This is a genomic window from Gordonia aichiensis NBRC 108223 (assembly GCF_000332975.1).
Classification (GTDB): Bacteria; Actinomycetota; Actinomycetes; order Mycobacteriales; family Mycobacteriaceae; genus Gordonia; species Gordonia aichiensis.
Genome location: NZ_BANR01000018.1, coordinates 1 through 15,039 on the forward strand (window position 1 = coordinate 1; position 15,039 = coordinate 15,039).

Annotated in this window: 15 protein-coding genes and 1 pseudogene; 12 read left to right on the forward strand and 4 right to left on the reverse strand. The window is 64.1% G+C overall.

What is annotated here, in order from left to right; genetic code table 11:
- Both GOACH_RS15955 and GOACH_RS15960 read left to right on the forward strand, forming a co-directional pair.
- On the forward strand, positions 1–413 hold a 413-nt coding region (locus tag GOACH_RS15955), incomplete at its 5' end, for a Crp/Fnr family transcriptional regulator (protein WP_005176847.1).
- 148 nt (positions 414–561) lie between these two features.
- A complete protein-coding gene (locus tag GOACH_RS15960; RefSeq protein ID WP_005176849.1) occupies positions 562–762 on the forward strand; it encodes an aldehyde dehydrogenase family protein in 201 nt (66 codons plus the stop codon).
- Here the strand turns inward: GOACH_RS15960 and GOACH_RS15965 are convergent.
- A pseudogene (locus GOACH_RS15965) lies at positions 751–1,843 on the reverse strand (IS630 family transposase). The gene GOACH_RS15960 and the pseudogene GOACH_RS15965 sit on opposite strands and share 12 nt — an antisense overlap.
- 47 nt (positions 1,844–1,890) lie before the next feature.
- On the opposite strand from GOACH_RS15965, the gene GOACH_RS15970 reads away from it, so the two are divergent.
- Positions 1,891–3,132, forward strand: a complete 1,242-nt coding sequence (locus GOACH_RS15970) for an aldehyde dehydrogenase family protein (protein ID WP_083859085.1) — start codon at positions 1,891–1,893, stop codon at positions 3,130–3,132.
- A 200-nt stretch (positions 3,133–3,332) separates the two neighbouring features.
- Here the strand turns inward: GOACH_RS15970 and GOACH_RS15975 are convergent, their stop codons facing one another.
- Entirely contained in the window at positions 3,333–4,076 is a 744-nt protein-coding gene (locus GOACH_RS15975; protein ID WP_005176859.1) for an SDR family NAD(P)-dependent oxidoreductase, read from the reverse strand.
- A gap of 76 nt (positions 4,077–4,152) precedes the next feature.
- Between GOACH_RS15975 and GOACH_RS15980 the strand changes: the two genes are divergently transcribed.
- The 6 genes from GOACH_RS15980 to GOACH_RS16005 all read left to right on the forward strand — a co-directional run bounded on the left by GOACH_RS15980 (position 4,153) and on the right by GOACH_RS16005 (position 10,590).
- On the forward strand, positions 4,153–4,734 hold the full coding sequence (locus GOACH_RS15980; protein ID WP_005176861.1) for a dihydrofolate reductase family protein: 582 nt from the start codon (positions 4,153–4,155) through the stop codon (positions 4,732–4,734).
- 49 nt (positions 4,735–4,783) lie between these two features.
- On the forward strand, positions 4,784–5,131 hold the full coding sequence (locus GOACH_RS15985; RefSeq protein WP_005176862.1) for a VOC family protein: 348 nt from the start codon (positions 4,784–4,786) through the stop codon (positions 5,129–5,131).
- A 188-nt stretch (positions 5,132–5,319) separates the two neighbouring features.
- A complete protein-coding gene (locus GOACH_RS15990) occupies positions 5,320–7,056 on the forward strand; it encodes an ABC transporter substrate-binding protein/permease (RefSeq protein ID WP_245551923.1) in 1,737 nt (578 codons plus the stop codon).
- Position 7,057: 1 nt separating this feature from the next.
- Positions 7,058–7,831, forward strand: coding sequence for an amino acid ABC transporter ATP-binding protein (locus GOACH_RS15995; protein ID WP_005176867.1), 774 nt, complete (start codon positions 7,058–7,060; stop codon positions 7,829–7,831).
- An 88-nt stretch (positions 7,832–7,919) separates the two neighbouring features.
- Positions 7,920–9,581, forward strand: a complete 1,662-nt coding sequence (locus GOACH_RS16000) for an ABC-F family ATP-binding cassette domain-containing protein (protein WP_005176868.1) — start codon at positions 7,920–7,922, stop codon at positions 9,579–9,581.
- A gap of 133 nt (positions 9,582–9,714) precedes the next feature.
- Positions 9,715–10,590 carry an exodeoxyribonuclease III gene (locus GOACH_RS16005; protein WP_040518983.1) on the forward strand — a complete coding sequence of 292 codons (876 nt, stop codon included), beginning with the start codon at positions 9,715–9,717 and terminating at the stop codon, positions 10,588–10,590.
- A 471-nt stretch (positions 10,591–11,061) separates the two neighbouring features.
- Here GOACH_RS16005 and GOACH_RS16010 read toward each other — a convergent pair whose 3' ends face one another.
- Positions 11,062–11,547, reverse strand: a complete 486-nt coding sequence (locus GOACH_RS16010) for a DM13 domain-containing protein (RefSeq protein WP_005176875.1) — start codon at positions 11,545–11,547, stop codon at positions 11,062–11,064.
- Between the two features lie 161 nt (positions 11,548–11,708).
- On the opposite strand from GOACH_RS16010, the gene GOACH_RS16015 reads away from it, so the two are divergent.
- The 3 genes from GOACH_RS16015 to GOACH_RS16025 are packed head-to-tail and all read left to right on the forward strand — an operon-like array spanning position 11,709 to position 14,167.
- Complete coding sequence (locus GOACH_RS16015) at positions 11,709–12,398, forward strand: response regulator transcription factor (protein WP_040518984.1); 690 nt, start codon at positions 11,709–11,711, stop codon at positions 12,396–12,398.
- On the forward strand, positions 12,398–13,540 hold the full coding sequence (locus GOACH_RS16020) for a sensor histidine kinase (RefSeq protein WP_005176881.1): 1,143 nt from the start codon (positions 12,398–12,400) through the stop codon (positions 13,538–13,540). The genes GOACH_RS16015 and GOACH_RS16020 overlap by 1 nt, the downstream gene beginning before the upstream one ends.
- An 18-nt stretch (positions 13,541–13,558) precedes the next feature.
- The gene (locus GOACH_RS16025; RefSeq protein WP_040518986.1) at positions 13,559–14,167 is read left to right on the forward strand and encodes an MSMEG_1061 family FMN-dependent PPOX-type flavoprotein; all 609 of its coding nucleotides are present in this window, start codon (positions 13,559–13,561) and stop codon (positions 14,165–14,167) included.
- Here GOACH_RS16025 and GOACH_RS16030 read toward each other — a convergent pair.
- Complete coding sequence (locus tag GOACH_RS16030; protein ID WP_005176886.1) at positions 14,161–14,979, reverse strand: DUF1684 domain-containing protein; 819 nt, start codon at positions 14,977–14,979, stop codon at positions 14,161–14,163. The two genes, GOACH_RS16025 and GOACH_RS16030, sit on opposite strands and share 7 nt — an antisense overlap.
- Positions 14,980–15,039 lie beyond the last annotated feature (60 nt).

Sequence of the window (15,039 nt, forward strand, 5' to 3'; positions counted from 1 at the left end):
GCGCCGTCAATCGCCAGGCAGTCAGCGTCGAGGCGGTCACCGAGTTGGATGTTCTCTCCTTCAACGTGGACCGACTGCGTCGGTTTGTCCGGTCGGAGCCAGAGGTCGGGTGGGCGTTGGCTCAACTCGTTGGATCGGTTGCCACGGAGGTCATCGACATGATGTCGTCGACTGTCTTCGGGTCCGTGCGTCGCCGACTGTCCCGTCACCTGCTCGACCTGGCGATCCAGCAATCCGGCGAGTTGGTTGTCGTGCAGGACCAACAGGAGATGGCTGACGCCATCGGGTCGGTGCGGGAGGTCGTCGGCCGAACCCTACGAGAGCTTCGCGATCGCGGCTTGGTTGCACGCACCGAGCTGGGTCTACGCATCGATGATCCCAACGGCTTGTACATCGTGTCGACCCTCGGCTGAATCACATTCACCACGTGACTTTTGTTCTTCCCCGTCCGCGTCCTCGCCCGAAGAATGCGAAGCGGCGTCCGTCACTCCGACGATCGCTTGACCGCGACGATGTGGCGAAGCACGTCATCGAGCGCATGAAGGGACAAGGTAGAAGCGAATGACCCAGAACCAGCGTTGGACCGGGATGATCTTCAACGGCACGTGGATTCCCGCCGAAGGCGGCGCCACAACCAAGATCGTGAGCCCGCTCGATGGCGAGGTTATTGCCGAGGTGGGCGAAGCCTCCGTTGGCGACGTCGCGCGCGCCGCCGAATCAGCGGCTGACGCCGGAAGAGAGTGGGACGCCCTAGTGTTCTGAGTCATTAATTCGTGTGCAGTAGTGGGCGATGGAGTCGAGGATCTGGTCAGCGGTCTTGACCCACACGTTGGGGGCGGGGGTTGTCGTTCCAGGTCTCGATCCATGCTCTGATGTCGGCGTTGAGTGCTCTCACGGTGCGGTGGGTGGAGCGTTGGAGTTTCTTGGTGGTTAGTTCGGCGAACCAGCGTTCGACGAGGTTCATCCAGGATGAGCTCGTCGGGGTGAAGTGGACAACGAATCGTGGGTGCGAGGTCAGCCATCGTTTGACCGCGGGCGTCTTGTGGGTAGAGGCGTTGTCCATGACCAGGTGGACGTCGAGCTCGTCGGGTACTTCGGCGTCGATCTTGCGGAGGAATCCGATGAATTCCGTTGCGCGATGCCGTGAGTGAAGCGAACCGATGACTTTGCCCGACGCGATGTCCAACGCCGCGTACAGGCTGGAGGTGCCGTTGCGCACGTAGTCGTGGCTGGCCCGTTGCGGGGTGCCCGGGAGCATGGGAAAGATCGGCTGGGTGCGATCGAGCGCTTGGATCTGGGTCTTCTCGTCAACGCAAAGCACCAGGGCACGTTCGGGTGGGTTCATATAGAGCCCGACGACATCGCGGACCTTCTCGGTGAACAGGGGATCTTTCGACAGCTTCCACGACTCCTGTTTGTGTGGAGCCAATCCGAACGCTCTCCATACACGCGAAACAGTTGACTGTGACATGTCGAGATGCTCAGCCATCGACCGCGTCGACCAGTGTGTCGCATTCTTCGGCGTGGTCTCGAGAGTTGCGGTGATCAGGTCTTTGATCTGCTCGTCGCCGACGGTGCGAGGTCGCCCGGGCCGGGGTTCGTCGAGCAACCCCTCGCAGCGGTGCTCGACGAACCGGCCTCGCCAGCGCCGCACGGTACCTCGGTTGAGGCCGAGTCGTTGTGCCACTTCAGTATTCGAACCGCCATCAGCGGCAGCGAGAACGATTCGTGAGCGCATCGCCAAACCCGAGGCCGTCGTTCGCCGACGCGCCCACCCTTCGAGCTCACGGCGCTCGTCATCGGTCAGAACAATATCCACTGCTCGCGGACCCCGGGTTGCCATTCCCAGCCTAACAACCGAATGACAATTAATGACTCAGGACACTAGGCATCGACGAGCGCGTTGCCGTGTTCAACCGTGCGGCCGCCATCATCGAGCGAGACGCCGACGAGATCCGCGAATGGATCCAGAATGAAGTTGGCTCAGTGTCCGGCATGACAGCCGTTGAAATCCAGTACGGCACTGAACTCGTCCGCCAGGGCGCCGCACTGTGTGCCTCACCCCGCGGCGAGATACTGCCGCCAATGAAGCCCGGCCAGAAGAACTATGCCCGCCGAGTGCCCCGGGGCGTCGTCGGCGTCATCGGTCCGTGGAACGCGCCCTTCATGTTGTCCCTGCGCAACGTGGCTCCAGCGCTCGCACTCGGGAACGCCGTCGTCTTGAAGCCGGCCCCACAGACCCCGGTGTCGGGTGGCGTCCTCATCGCCCGCATCTTCGAGGAGGCCGGCCTGCCTGCGGGGGTGCTCCAGGTGGTCCCCGGTGACGGGCCGACTGGTGCCGCGCTGACCACTGATCCGAACATCAACTCGATTGCCTTCACAGGCTCGACCGCGATCGGAAGGACTGTCGGGCGCGCCGCCAGCGAGAACCTCAAGCCCGTTCAGCTGGAACTCGGCGGCAACAATGCCTACATCGTGCTCGAGGACGCAAACCTGGAGACTGCGGTCGACATCGGCTTGGCCTGCTCCGTCTTCGCGAACGGCCAGGGATGCCTGGTCATCGGGCGACACCTCGTGCACGAAAACATCGCCGAGGAGTACGCCGCGACGATCGCGGCAGCTGCGGCGGACGTGAAAGCCGTGGACCCGCGCACCAACTCCGAGACGATGCAAGGGCCGCTGGTCAACCAGAAGCAACTCGACCACGCGGTAGACCTCACCCGGCGCGCCGAGGCCGCGGGCGCACGCAAGCTCGTCGGCGATCCGCCGGAGGGCCTGTACTTCTCGGCCCACGTCTATGACGATGTCGCCGCGGACAACCCGTTGTTCCTCGAGGAAACTTTCGCGCCGGTCGTGGGCATCACTTCCTTCAAGACCGATGAGGAGGCCATCGCCCTGGCCAACGCCTCCGAATACGGACTGACCTGTTCAATCATGACCAGCGATGCCGGACGTGCGATGGCCATTGCCGACAACATCCGCTCGGGAAACATCCACATCAATGACGTCACCTCACTCGCCGTCGCGTGGGCGCCGCTCGGCGGTGTTGGATACTCTGGCAATGGCACTGCCTTCGGCGGCAGTGCGGACCTCGACGCCTACACCTCTTGGCAGTGGGTTACGCAAAGCTGATCCAGGCACGTGGCACCAGCCGGCCGGTAGCGCGCAGGATCCGCCGGCCGGCGGACCATCTCCCAGTTACTCAAAGCAGCGTTTCAGATTCTCATGAGGAACGAGCTCGTCAGGCTTGTCGTGCACGACCCGCACGACCGCACCACGCATCACTCGCGCTATGCAGAACCGAATCGGGGTCTAGGGCCCCGCGTAGCTGATCAGGTCAGACCGAGCCCGCCGTCGAGTACCACGCACTCGCCGGTGATGTAGTCCGAATCAATAAGCGCCAGTGCGGTTTTCGCGACATCGTCGACGCCTGCTGGCCTGCGCATGGGCGCTCGCTCACGCCATAGCGTGTGACTGTCGGCCCACCCTGCGGTGAGCGGGGTGTCGACGAGACCGGGCGCGACGGCGTTGACCCGGATGTCAGGCGCGAGTGTCAGGGCCAGAAGTCGGGTCGTGTGGATCAGTGCAGCTTTGCTCGCCGCGTAGGGGATCGACGCTCCCTTCGGCCGTACTCCCGCGTGAGATGCGATGTTCAGCACTGCTCCCGGTCTGCCATCACCAGCCGCCGCGCGTAGATGGGGTTCGGCTTCGGCCACCAGCCGAAACGGGGCAATCGCGTTCACCTCGAACAACTCTCGCCAGACCTGAGCCGACGCTGCCTGCAGATCTGCATGCGGTATCACCGAGCTGATACCTGCGTTGTTGACGAGAACGTCCATGCGTCCGGCAACACGGATGCTCTCGTCGATGAGGTGCCGCCGTTGATCGTCGTCGGCAAGATCTGCCTGCAGATACGTGGCGTCGACCAGTTCGGCAGCCAGTACCCGCCCTGCGTCAACCGACGCCCGCGAGTGCAGTATCACGTGGTAACCGGCCCGCGCCAGGTGTCGGGCAATGCCGAGTCCTATGCCCGACGTCGCGCCGGTCACCAGTGCCACCCGCTTGGTCATGTTCATGGATCAACGCTAAAACATCGTCGCCTCGTAGCCCGCGGCGACAACACGACGGTGTCCTCTATGCGAGGATTGCCCGATGCGGAGACTCGTGTACTACGTGGCAACGACGCTCGACGGATTTGTTGCCGGGCCCGACGGTGGCGACCCATCCGGCTCCGACTTCTTTCCGATCACTGACGACGGCATCAGATTCGTCGTCGAGAACTATCCCGAGACGCTACCCGCGCCAGCGCGTCACGCCTTGGGAATCGACAGCGAGGGAACTGTTTTCGACACGGTAGTCGAGGGTCGCGGTTCATACGAGGTCGGTCTTGATGCGGGCCTCGACGACGCCTATCCGCACCTGCGGCATGTGGTCTTCTCGACGACTCTGCCCGAGACCGCCTCTGGTGCAGTTGAAATCGTGCGAGATGACCCTATCGTGAAGGTGCGTGAACTGAAGCTCGAAGAGGGACTGGACATCTGGCTGGTCGGCGGCGGAACGCTGGCACATGCGCTGCTGCCCGAGATCGACAGGCTGATTCTCAAGGTGAACCCATCGATCATCGGCAGCGGTATATCACTGTTCAATGGACCATTCTTGCCGACGCTGTTCACTGCGGTCGACGAGACGTTGCTGCCCGGGGGAGTGCGCGTGCTCACCTACGACCGACGCTGACCGAACCGCGACTCGACGAGGGGAGACCGGTCGATGGGAGAGTGGACGCATGCGTGTTGATCGAGTGGTTCCCAATCTGACCGTCGCCGATCTCCGCCGAGCCGTGGCCGAGCACTCGGAGGTGCTCGGACTGCGCGTGCTCATGGATCACGGCTGGATCGTGACCCTGGGAGACGACGACGGGCATCAGCTCAGCGTCATGACCGAAGACGCGTCCGCACCCGTGAACCCCGACGTCTCGGTGTTCGTCGACGACGTCCGAGAGGCGTTCGCGCACGCGACCGCTGCCGGAGTCGACATCGTGCACCCGCTCACCGACGAACCCTGGGGAGTCACCCGATTCTTCTACCGTGCGTCGGACGGTCGGGTGATCAACGTCGGCACGCACACTGCGTAACCGCGTCACCGGTCATCAGCCGCGACCCGAAGAACCTCTACATTCACCGTGAGCCGAACGTTTGGGATTTTGCTCGCTTGTCTGGCTAGTGTTCTCCGGTGAGCCGTACGAGTTCTGCACCCACGCAGTCGACGACACGAGCCGCCCGACTATCCGTCCTCGGAGTGGTCGTGGCACTCGTCGCGTTGATGACAGCCGCTTTGAGTCCCATACCGTTGGCGTCGGCCGCACCCGCCGACAATTGTTCACCGCCGGGCCAGAATTCGGCGTCGGCGGCACCCACCAACCTCGCTGCCGCCGAGCAGGGCGGCGAGGACCGGTACACCACTGCCGATACCACGCCAGTGGATCAGATCAACGTCAACGATCTGGGACTGGGCACGCCCGGGGTGATCTCGGTGGGCACACTCTCGGACGCCGGACCGAGCATCTGCGTGAACAGCAAGGGCACGTTCACCGGGTTCGACAATGAACTGCTCAGAGCGATCGCCGCGAAACTCGGCCTCCGGATCGAGCTCTCGGGCACCGAGTTCTCCGGGCTGCTCGCACAGGTCGCCAACCATCGTTTCGACGTCGGGTCGTCGTCGATCACAACCACGGACGAGCGACGCAGGACTGTCGCGTTCACCAACGGGTACGACTTCGGATACTTCTCGCTGGTCGCCCCGACCGGAGGCAGCATCAAGGGCTTCGGCAGTCTGGGTCAGAACACCCGAATCGGCGTCGTCCAGGGCACGGTGCAAGACGATTACGTCGTCAACACTCTGCACCTGGAGCCCGTCAAGTTTCCCGACTACGCCACGGCATACGCGAACCTCAAGAGCGGCCAGATCGATGCATGGGTCGCGCCGTCGCAGCAGGCCGAGGGCGCCGTCAAGCCAGGCGACGGCACCGCCATCATCGAAAACACCTTCAGCGTCAACAACTTCGTCGCGTGGGCGGTAGCACCTGACAAGCCGAAACTGGTGGCCGCCCTCAACTCGGGCCTCGACGCCGTCATCGCCGACGGCACCTACGCCAAGCTGTACTCCGACTGGGTGCCACGCGAACTGCCCACGGGGTGGAAGCCGGGAAGCAAGGCAGCACCGGCGCCGGAGCTACCCGACTTCGCGGCCATCGCCAAACAGAATGCGGCGAAGAAGTCTGACGAGAGTGCGTCGGAAAAGCCGAAGAGCACACTCGCGCAACTACGCTCGACGTTCTTCGACTGGGATCTCTACAAGCAGGCGTTCCCCGATCTGATCAAGACGGGGCTGCCGAATACGCTGATCCTGTCGGTGGTTTCCGGTCTGATCGGCATCGTGCTCGGCATGCTACTGGCCGTCGCCGGGATCTCCCGATCCCGGTGGCTGCGCTGGCCAGCCCGCATCTACACCGACATCTTCCGAGGGCTGCCCGCCGTGGTGGTGATTCTGGTCGTCGGCCTCGGGATAGGGCCGGTGGTCAAGAATCTGACGGGCAACAACCCGTACTGGCTGGGTGCTTTCGCACTCGGCCTGCTCGCGGCCGCCTACATCGGAGAGATCTTCCGCTCGGGCATTCAGAGCGTCGACGCCGGACAATTGGAGGCATCGCGCGCCATCGGATTCTCCTACCGCGAGTCGATGCGATTGGTCGTCGTCCCGCAGGGCGTTCGTCGTGTCCTGCCTGCATTGGTCAATCAGTTCATCAGTCTCATCAAGGACAGCTCGCTGATCTACTTCCTCGGTCTTCTGGCCAGCCAACGCGAGCTCTTCGCGGTCGGCCGAGATCTCAACGCGCAGACCGGGAATCTGTCGCCACTGGTTGCCGCGGGCATCGTGTACCTGTGTCTGACCATTCCGCTGACCCACTTCGTCAACTACGTCGACAATCGCCTGCGCACCGGCAAACAGATTGACGAGAGTACGCCGCCGGTCTCGGCGAGCACCCTTCAGGAGAGCTGACATGGCCGACGTAACTGACACTTCGAGTGCCGCCGCGACACAACACCGCGACGCGGTTTCTCTCACGGGGAAAGACCTACACCTCTCGTTCGGCAAGAATCACGTGCTCCGTGGCATCAGTCTCGATGTGGATGCCGGAAGCACGACGACGGTCATCGGTCCGTCCGGCTCAGGAAAGTCGACGCTGCTGCGGGTCCTGAACCGACTGCACGAGCCCGACAGCGGGGACATCCTGCTCGACGGCCGATCGGTCCTGAAAGACAACCCCGACGAACTGCGCCGACGCATCGGCATGGTCTTTCAGCACTTCAACTTGTTCCCGCACATGAGTGTGGCCGACAACGTGGCACTCGGTCCGCGCAGGCTACTGGGTTTGTCCAAGGACGAGGCCAGAGCACGTGCGATCGATGAGCTTGACGTCGTGGGGCTGCGCGCAAAAGCCGACGTCCGTCCGGCCAACCTGTCCGGCGGTCAGCAACAGCGGGTCGCGATCGCGCGTGCGCTGGCCATGGCGCCGCAGGTCATGTTCTTCGACGAGGCCACCTCAGCACTCGACCCGGAACTGGTGAAGGGCATCCTGGCGCTGATGACCGAACTCGCCGGGCAGGGCATGACGATGGTCGTGGTGACCCACGAGATGGGGTTCGCACGCACCGTGGCCGACAACGTGGTCTTCATGGATCACGGCGAGGTGGTGGAGACCGGTACGCCGGATCAACTGTTCACCGACGCGAGATCCGATCGGTTGAAGGCCTTTCTGTCCCAGGTGCTCTGATTGGTGCCCGAATGATCCATCAGGTGGCGGAGAGCTGTAACACGACTCCCCGGCAGTGCACGGCACCGTGAATGGGACCATGTGAGGCATGACAGCCTCGCTCGTCGCCAAGGACATCGCCGGTGGATATGCCCATCGCATGCTGTTCGATCACCTCGATCTGACGGTCGCTCCAGGCGACGTGGTCGGGGTACTCGGCGCCAACGGCGCGGGAAAGTCGACGTTGCTGCGCGTCCTCGCGGGTGAGCTTGCACCGTTGGAAGGCACTGTGACCCGCGCCCCCGCTGATGCCTTCGTCGGATGGTTGCCCCAGGAACACGAGCGCGTGCAGGGCGAGACGGTGGCGCACTACGTCGCGCGCCGAACAGGTTGTGCCGCCGCGACGCAGGCGATGGAGGCTGCGGCGGCCGCCCTCGGCGACGACGATCACTCAGGGGCCGACGACCCGGCCGACGCCTACGCGACCGCCCTTGATCGCTGGCTCGCCTGCGGCGCCGCGGACCTCGACGAACGTCTGCCCGCAGTTCTTGCCGACCTCGGGCTTCCGGCGGGCGACGTCGCTGCGGGCTCGGCACTGATGACCGGTCTTTCCGGTGGGCAGGCCGCACGGGTCGGACTGGCTGCACTGCTGTGCTCACGATTCGACGTCGTGCTGCTCGACGAACCGACCAACGACCTCGACCTCGACGGACTCTCCCGCCTCGAAGACGTCGTCGCCGGTATGCGCGGAGGCGTCGTGCTTGTCAGTCACGATCGAGAGTTCATGGCGCGCAGCGCGACTCGGATCGTCGAACTGGATCTCGCCCAGCGCACCAACACGGTCTACAACGGCGGATACGAAAGCTACCTCGAGGAGCGGGAGATCGCGCGACAGCATCGTCGCGCGGAGTATGAGGAGTTCGCCGAGAAGAAGGCCGATCTCGCGGCGCGGGCGCGTACTCAGCGGGAATGGTCGAGTCATGGCGTGCGCAACGCGATCCGCAAGGCGCCCGACAACGACAAGATCCGACGCAGGGCGGCAAGCGAATCCAGCGAGAAACAGGCGCAGAAGGTGCGTCAGATGGAGAGCAGGATCGCTCGACTCGACGAGGTCGCCGAGCCCCGCAAGGAATGGGTGCTCGAGTTCGCCATCGGTTCAGCGCCCCGATCGAGTTCGGTGGTCGCGACACTCACGAAGGCGGTGGTGCGACGCGGCGACTTCACTCTGGGCCCCGTCTCGCTTCAGGTGAACGCCGGTCAACGCATCGGCATCACCGGACCGAACGGTGCGGGAAAGTCGACGCTGCTCGGTGTGCTGACCGGTCGCATCGTGCCCGACGAGGGCACCGCACAGCTCGGTGCGAGTGTCGCGATCGGCGAAATCGACCAGGCGCGTGGTCAATTCGCCGGACCGCAGCTACTCGCCGAGCGCTTCGAACAGCTCGTGCCGGAGTTCACGACAGCCGAGGTGCGCACGCTGTTGGCCAAATTCGGGCTGCGCGCCGATCACGTCGACCGACCGGTCGCCGACCTGTCGCCGGGCGAACGGACTCGTGCGGCGTTGGCATTGCTGCAAGCGCGAGGAGTCAACGTGCTCGTGCTGGACGAACCGACCAACCACCTCGATCTTCCCGCCATCGAACAGCTCGAATCGGCACTCGACTCCTTCGACGGTGCGGTGCTGCTCGTCACCCATGATCGGCGGATGCTCGACGGCGTTCGCCTCGACACACGCTGGCGCGTCGAGGATGGACGAGTCGCAGAGCTGTGACGTAAACCAGTGACCAGGTGCGGGAAACCGTGGACATCACAGCAACAGGTGTCATCCATCACGCATGTCAGCCGTTCGGCATCTGATACGGGTACCTGCGGGCGATCCGCCGGAGTCGGGCACAGTGTTCGGTATGCGTCTTGCCGACCCCAAATCACTCACGGTTGTCTCCTTCAACGTCAACGGGATTCGCGCGGCGCGTCGTCGAGGATTCGACCGCTGGCTCACCGAACGCGCGCCCGACGTCGTGGCCCTGCAGGAACTACGTTGTCCCGCATCGGAAGTCGGTGACTTTCCTGGCTACTCTCTCGCGAGCGACGTCGGCTCGGTCGCCGGGCGCAACGGTGTGGCGATTCTGACGAGGACGCGCCCGACAGCCAGCCGTACCTGGGTGTCGCATCCGCCGCGCGCCCGCGGTCTGCGCGAGTTCGCGTCCCACGGGCGGTATGTGGAGGTCGACCTCGCCGATCGCCCGATCACCGTCGCATGCCTCTACCTACCCAAAGGCGGATTGCCCGCGCACCGTCAACGAGCGGGAGCCATGCGCGACGCGCCCGATGGCGGGGCCAAGTACGAGCGGAAGCAACGATTCCTGGATGCGTTCGGCCGCGAGCTGCATCGAAACCGTCTGTCGGCGTTGCGCGCAGGTCGGGAGTTTCTCCTCCTCGGCGATCTCAACATCGCGCACACCGAATTCGACGTGACCAACTGGAGAGCAGCGAGGTCGATGGACGGCTTCCTCCCCGAAGATCGCGCATGGTTCGATTCCGTCCTGGGTAGGCGTCGACTGGTCGACGTCGTGCGGCAGGTCTACGGGGACCGGCCGGGACCACTCACCTGGTGGAGTTGGGCAGGGGAGTCGTTCACCAAGGACGTCGGGTGGCGTGTTGATCATCAGCTCGCGACGCCCGGTCTGGCTCGTCGGGCGCTGTCGGTGGCGGTGGACAAGGAGTCCTCGCCTGAGTGCCGTCTGTCCGACCACGCGCCGCTCGTGGTGGTCTACCGATAGCAGCGAGTAGCTTTCTGGTGACGAGTGCTGATCCGAGGCCGTAGCGCGACGCCCAGTTCGCGAACGCCGTGACCCCCACAGACAACACCAACATGACCGGATACTGGGCGACGAGCTGATCAGCCGCCCAGTAGTTGCACAGCTCGAACGCCGACAGCAGTGCCGCCGGGAGCGTGGCGATTCCGAGGATCAGCGCAACGCCGAGCGCGAGTTCGATCAGCGGTACGCCGATACCGAACACCGAGGGGATGTGTCCGACCACCTCGCGGGTGAACGCGCGATAGAAGGACGGCACCCGCTCGTTGCTCGCGGTGCTCTGTACGACGAGAAGGATGTCGGCCCGTCCGAAACCCGCCCTGTACTTCACGATGCCCTCGTGTAGCCAGAGCACACCGAGCGCCACGCGCGCGAGGGTGGCGGATGTCACCGCCCCCACCCCCGCCCACCGTGTGATCAACACACTCGTTGTTGTCACTTCATCAATTCGGCCGCGCCGAAGACGGCTTTGGCCTTGTCGCAATGCACCACCACGTCGGTGTAGTCGGCGGTGTCGACACCTGCGGGCGCAGTGAACGACTGAGAAGCCTTGTCGTAGGCGACCTTGCCGAGCTCGACGCCCGCGTCGACGTCAGCTTCCGACGTGCCCCTGGCCAGGTAGAGGTGTAGATCCGGCCCTTCATCCGACGCGAACCCCGCGAGGTCCACCTTGCCTGAGGCCACTGCGACGTTGCCCGACACCTTCTTGTCGTTGAGTCCCGAGAACGCTCCGTGTGCCGAGGTCATCGAGGCGGCCGGAGCCATCGCCGTCGACATGCCGTTCGCCATCGACATGCCGTTCGACGACATGGCGGCCGTCGAGTTCATCGACGACGACGTGTCTTGATCGCCGCATCCGGCGACGGCGCCCACGATCACGAGACCGGCGACGGAGCTGGCGAGGACGGTCTTGATTCGCATGTATTTCTCCTGACGTCGTGAATGTGCCGACTTGGCACGACAGGAAGTAGAGCAATTTCCGAACGCGCAGTGGGCGTTCCTTTCAGGGCTGTAAGCAGAGATTTCAGCATCGTAAGAATTGGCGTTGCGGAGTCGGGCCATTGCGTGGCTACGCTCGGTTCATGCAGCAAGGTGCGCGGGTGATGATTGTCGAGGACGATCCGGCGGTCCGTACCGTCGTCGCCGATCACCTCAGGGCCGCCGGCTGCGACGTCGCGATACACACCGATGGCCGGCGAGCGTGGTCCGCGCTGTGCGCCCAGATGCCCGACCTGCTGATTCTCGACCGGATGATCCCGCACGTCGATGGTGATGAGTTGTGTCGTCGGGTGCGCGCGGTGTCGCAGATTCCGATCATCATGCTCACGGCACTCGATGGGCCCGACCATCGCATCGACGGCCTCGAACGAGGCGCCGACGATTATCTGGGCAAGCCGTTTGCGCTGCGAGAGCTGCAGCTGCGGGTGAACTCGCTGTTGCGTAGGAGCGCCGCCGGAGGCGTAGCGTCGACGTTCACCGTCGGACTCTTCCGCGTCGATCCCGCGCATCGGCGAGCGTGGGTCGACGACAAGGAGATCGCGCTCACCGCACGCGAATACGAATTGCTGCTGTATCTCGTGCGTCATCCGGATCGTGTCGTCAGTCGCGAGGAGATCCTGCGCGAGGTGTGGTTGTGGGCCTTCGGGGATGCGTCGACGGTGACGGTTCACGTGCGCCGGCTACGCGAGAAGATCGAACCCGAACCGCGTTTCCCGACGTTCCTGCATACCGAGTGGGGCGCCGGCTACCGATTCACCGCCTGGGGCGAATGATGTTGGGCCCCTACGAAGTTCTCCTGATCGCGGTCACAACTCTTGCCGCCACGGCCGCAGTGACCCTGGTGACTGCGCTCATCCTGCGACTGACGCCGCCGAGCAGCATCGCGCTGAGATTTGCTGTGGTCCTCGGCGGGTCGTTGCTGTCGATCGTCGCGTCCACATTGGCCGTTGCCGCGGAGATGTACCTGTCCGGGCATGATGCCGTCGTCCTCGGTTGGGTCATCGGCATCTCGGCGTTGATGAGCATGGCCGCAGGCTGGGCGGTGACCGGACGCGGTGTCCGGGCACCCGTCGATGCGCTCGTTGCCGATGCCCGTCGTGTCGGCGACGGGGATGTTGTCACCGCCTCGGCAACGGGTCTGCGTGAATTCGATGAGGTCTCAGCAGAATTGGCCGAAACATCGAGACGGCTTGCGGAGGCAGGTGCGCAGATCGCCGAGCTGGATTCGGCCCGTCGCCAGTTCTTCGCATGGATATCTCACGACCTTCGGACTCCGCTCGCCGGCATGCGCGCTATGGCCGAAGCGCTCGAAGACGGAACAGCGGCAGAACCTGGTCTCTACATCACGACGATCCGGACCAAGGTGGACACGATCAACAGAATGGTCGACGACCTCTTTCAGCTCTCGAAGTTGCAGACCGGCTCGATCGAACTGAGATGCGAGCCGGTTGTGCTCCTCGATCTCGTCAGTGACGCCGTCGCCGACGTTCAGGCACTTGCGGACGATCGAGGCATCAGGATCGTCGACGATGGCATTGACGGTCACGTCGTCTGGGCAGACCCCCGCGAGATCACGCGAGCGATCGGGAACCTGCTGAGCAACAGTGTGCGACACGCGCCCGACGACAGCGTCATCACCGTGCGTGCTGTGTGCGACGACGCCACCCTCATCCTCAGCGTCATCGACGAAGGCGAGGGCGTGTCGTCGGAAGACCTCGGGTCGATCTTCGACGTGGGGTGGCGAGCGGACACTGCGCGCTCGTCCGAAACGGACGGCTCGGCGACAACCGGGGCCGGTCTCGGATTGGCGATCGTGCGGGGCATCGTCGAGGCGCACGGCGGGACGATCCGAGCCCAACGGACCGCGGCGGGATTTCAACTCGACCTGGCGCTGCCGACCGCCGCTGCCGGATGACTCGGCATCATGGAGGGCATGCGGATTACCACGCGAGAGCAATTAAGGGACGTCGTCGGGCATCCCGCGGAGATCATCGCTAACAAGGTCCGGTCGCAACTCCTGCAAGCCCACGTCGACTGGCTTGCCGCGACGCCGATGCTATTCCTCGCCACCTCCGATAGTTCCGGCCGCGTCGACGTCTCGCCCAAAGGCGATCCCGCAGGAAAAGTGGTGCACGTCATCGACTCTCGCACCATCGCCATTCCTGAACGGCCAGGCAACCGACGGGTGGACGGTTACGAGAACATCCTCACCAATCCGCACATCGGCACGCTGGCCGTGATCCCGGGACGTGGTGACACCCTCAGGGTCAACGGCTCGGCGCGCATCGTCGACGACGGCACGTACTTCGACCAGCTTGCGGTCCGCGGCAAACGACCCATCCTCGCCGTCGAGGTCGACGTCGAAGAGGTGTTTTTCCACTGCTCCAAGGCATTCATGCGGTCCGAACTCTGGAAGCCGGAGACGTGGGAGCCCGGCAAGGTTGCCAGCACGGCGAAGCTCGCCAAGCAGGTGATGGCGGGTCTCGACGACATCCCCGACGAGGACTTCGCCGACGAGGCCTACCGCCCATGGCTCTACTGAGCAGCGCGCTCGTATGGCGTCTTCTCACCAGCGGTGACCTCGACGTCGAGGTGGTTCCCCGCAGGCGGTAGCGGGCACGTTGCGAAGTCGATGAATGCGCACGGCAGATTGATGGCTCGATTGAAGTCGAGCACCACTCGTCCGCCGTGGCGGAGGACCTCGTCGGATGCTTCGACGGCCAGGCTTCGATTCGCCGCGTAGGTGGTGATCCCCGATGTGGCATCGGTGAACAGGACGCTCAATCCGCCCTGCTTGCCGTTGAAGGCGATGAGTCGATGCTCGTCTCCGTTCCACTCGAAGACCAGCTCACCCGGCGAGACATAGACGTGGGCCAATCCCTCGGCGACCGCGCCCACCGTGACCGGCTGAGGTTGGTCGTACGGTTCGAACCGCGCATGCACGAGCCAGGCCGGGTCAGCGGGAAAAGCCGGAACTCCACGGAAACCGCGCACCGTCGGCGCATCCGCGTCGTGCACTCGGATCAGGTAGCCATCACCTCGCCGCGCGACCTCGATATGCGCACCATCGATCTCGATCACCTCGCCCGGACCCGTTGGTTGGAGATCGAAGGCGCGTGCGTCGAAGGTCTCCTCGGCGCCCGGGCGAACACGGGCGAGCGATCCCTCGAACCACCAGGTTCCCGGCAGACCGTCGAAGCGGGAAGGGGTCGTCTCGAGCCATTCGAGGCGGTTGATCGACAACCAACCGAGCGGAGCCGCGAGATCACGCTCGCGGACGGCGTGCCACTGCTGCCATTCCTCAGCGAAGCCATCTTCGGCAGACGTTGCCGATGTGGACACTGTTCGGGTCATTCGATGCTCCCTGGATCGTTCGCGTTGCTGACGTCCACTGCAACGACGAGGAGTAGACCG